The sequence below is a fragment of the Methanospirillum hungatei genome (genome assembly GCF_020216685.1).
GTDB lineage: Archaea > Halobacteriota > Methanomicrobia > Methanomicrobiales > Methanospirillaceae > Methanospirillum > Methanospirillum hungatei_B.
This window is the reverse complement of sequence record NZ_JAIWNS010000287.1, coordinates 1-3,319: the sequence shown is the minus strand read 5'-3', so window position 1 is coordinate 3,319 and position 3,319 is coordinate 1. Positions and strand designations below refer to the sequence as shown.

At 41.0% G+C, this 3,319-nt stretch carries 2 protein-coding genes; both read left to right on the top strand.

The genetic code is table 11. From position 1 onward, the window contains the following. A partial coding sequence (locus LDL35_RS15055; RefSeq protein WP_304024001.1) for an ABC transporter substrate-binding protein occupies positions 1-974 on the top strand: 974 nt, incomplete at its 5' end. Positions 975-980: 6 nt separating this feature from the next. Next, on the top strand, positions 981-3,319 hold a 2,339-nt coding region (locus tag LDL35_RS15050; RefSeq protein ID WP_304023998.1), incomplete at its 3' end, for a PAS domain S-box protein.

Genomic DNA, 3,319 nt, shown 5'->3' with positions numbered 1-3,319 from the left:
TCATCGCTGACTCAAAAGGGAATGCAACCATTGGTGCGATGAAAACGAAAGAACTTATCCTGAATCATACAGTTACTGCACTCGTCGGGGCATATCAAAGTAATGTGGCCATCGCTGCTACACAAATTGCTGAGCAATATAAAACTCCTTTCATGGTAAATACCGGAATATCTGATATCATTATTGAGAGAGGATATGCCTATATATTCAGAATTATTCCCACAGTCGATGATTATGCACATACCAAAGTCCAGTTTCTTGAATCCCTGAACCGAAAATTAATAAATCCGATAAAGACTGTTGCACTCATCTATGAAAATACAGCCTTTGGAACCAGTGCAGCCCTTGCTGAACATAAATTTTTGAAGAGAGGGGGATTTACCATCTCTATTGATACCAGTTATGTAGCAGCAGACGTGGACAAGTATCTGGAAGACATAAGAAGAACAGCCAGGGAAAAACCTGACGCAATTTTTACGACAACATATCTGAAAAATGGAGTTATCATCAGCAGGGAACTGAAAAATGCAGGTTTTACAGGACCTGTGATAGATTCAGGTGGAGGAACCATTTCACAAGCGTTTCTAGATGATCTTGGCCCTGACGCTGAAGGTATCTATTCGGTATCTGAACTGGTATATTCTCTACCGGCAGTCCGTGACCTAAATAATCGATACTATGCACGATTTGGCGTGAATCTTTCAGGTGCCAGCGTCTATACCTACCAGACAATCTTTGTACTCAGTGATGCATTAGAAAGGGCTGCATCTTTAGAGAGGGAAGATATCCGAACTGCATTATCAGAAACGAATATCACGTCCGGCCAGGATATTCTCATTCCGGATGATTATATCTCCTTCAGCCCTGAGGGACAGAATGAATACTCAACATTAACGATGATGCAGGTACAGAAGGGATCATGGACAACAGTATGGCCTGATTCATATGCAGAAAACCCCGGCTACAAAATCTGAAAAACCATGACTTCCCCGAAATCACCGCATAGCATCCCATATCTGCAACGGATTACGACACGGACCATACTCAGTATAGTTCTTCTTGTAATCCTTATGGTTCTGATCGTCGGCTGTGGAGTTATCTGGATAGCATATTCAGAGCAGGAGGATGCTATCCATTTGACCCAGAAGAAATCTTCAGAGGAAGTAAGTCTGATAATTTCTTACTATTTTTCAAATCTGGCAGATAATCTAATGCTCTTCTCAACCAGTTCACATTTTTCAACTTTATCCCTCAAAGAACAAAAGGAGATTCTTATCGACCTTCTCAATGACAAAAGAAAATTGTATCATGAATGTACCGTGCTTACTCCAGATGGGAAAGAAGTCTTAAAATTATCACGGTTTTATACCTACATGCCTGATGAACTTGGTAATCGATCAACAGAATCGTTATTTACACGTGCCCGAAATGGAGAAACGGTCATTTCACCCATCTATGTATTCCCGCAGACCGGTTTAATCTCCGTTGATATTGCAATCCCGGTATCAGATGATCAGGGAACCATTACCCATATTCTTATAGGAACTGCCAGTGTTTTGCCATTATGGTCAGAGATAGAGAAGATTGATCTTGGTACCAGCGGGTATGTATATATTGTCGATAAAGATGGCATATTTATTGCTTATCAGAAAATATCCGATATACTGGACCGTTATGGATCATCGATGACTGCATTTCCACCGGTGCAGGATTTTATTTCAGATAACTCAGAAAGAAGTGAAATGAGATCATATATCGGGTTAAATGGAGAGGAGGTTATCGGATCATATGCAAAGATAGCAGGAACTGACTGGGCAGTGATTACTGAACGTTCCACAACTGAAGCATTTGAAAATATTCTCCGGATGATTCATGTAACCATTGCATCTCTAATTTTCGGGGCACTCTTTTCAGGTCTTCTTGGTTATGCCCTCTCCCGGTATCTGACCGACCCGATATTAAACCTCACCTTTACCGTTTCAAAGATAGGTCAGGGGAATCTGGAGACTGAAATCAATGAAACTACCCGTCCTGATGAGATAGGAATCCTTGCCCGTGGAATTGAACAGATGCAGAAGAATCTCAGGGAATCATATCTTGATCTTGAATTAAGAATTTCAGAATTAACGTTGGCAAGAGAGGAACTCCGCATTTCGGAGGAACAGTACCGGACAATATTTGAACACTCAGAAAATCCCCTGATTCTTGTAGATAAAGATTTTTCAATCGCTCTCATGAATAAAAAATTTGAAGAATTATGGGGATATTCACAAGAGGAAGTGATTGGGAAGAAGAAATGGGTGGAGTTTGTTGCAGATCCTGTAGAACGAAACCGGATGATTGAGTACAACAAGAGACGGCAGGCAGGAGAAAAAGACATTCCATCTCTTTATAATTTCAAATTCAAAACCCGAGACGGAGACATCAGGGATATCATGATCAGTGTTACCCAGATGCCTGGGACAGGTCAGACTCTTGCAACCCTCGTCGATATTACCGAGCAGAAGAGATTCGAACAGGAACTCATTCAAAAGAATTTTGATTTACATGAGGCATATGAGAAGTTAGCAGCAAATGAGGAGGAGCTGAGAGAGAGTTACAATACCCTGGCAACATTTGAACAGGAACTTCGGATGAGTGAACAAAAATACAGGAGTATTGTCGAAGATCAGACAGAAATCATCCTCCGTTTCACACCAGAAAGAAAGGTAATCTTTGTAAATGACGCTTTCTGTTCATTCTTCCATTTAAATCGGGAAGACATCCTCCAGAAAGGAGGCGAAATTTCGGAAATAGAAGAATATCTCTCCGAGATTCTGAACCAAATCTCCAAACTCTCATCTGATAACCCGGTGACTTTTTTTGAATGTAAGATTCTCCAGTCTGATGGAGAGGAGAGATGGATCAATGGAACGATTCGGGGGTTATTTGATGAGGCAGGATCAATCACCGAATACCAGTCAGTCGCACGGGACATTTCAGATAGGAAGAAGGCTGAGGAAGCTTTAGAGAAAGCCAGAAATAAACTCACTCTCCTCAATGCCATCACTTTTGAAGACATAAGGAATTACATCTTCACTCTGTCCGGATATTTGGAAGTGCAAAAAGATATGGTCTCTGATCCGGCTGTTCTGACACTCTTTGAAAAGGAGAAGAGTATTGTAAAAAAAGTATCCCAGTCTCTTGAATTTGCGAAAGATTATCAGGATATGGGAATTAAACCTGCATACTGGCAGAATGTTCTGCAGGTATACCTCTATGCAATCTCACACCTTGATCTCACCCATATTGAACGACTTGAGGAGGTAAAAGGAATTGT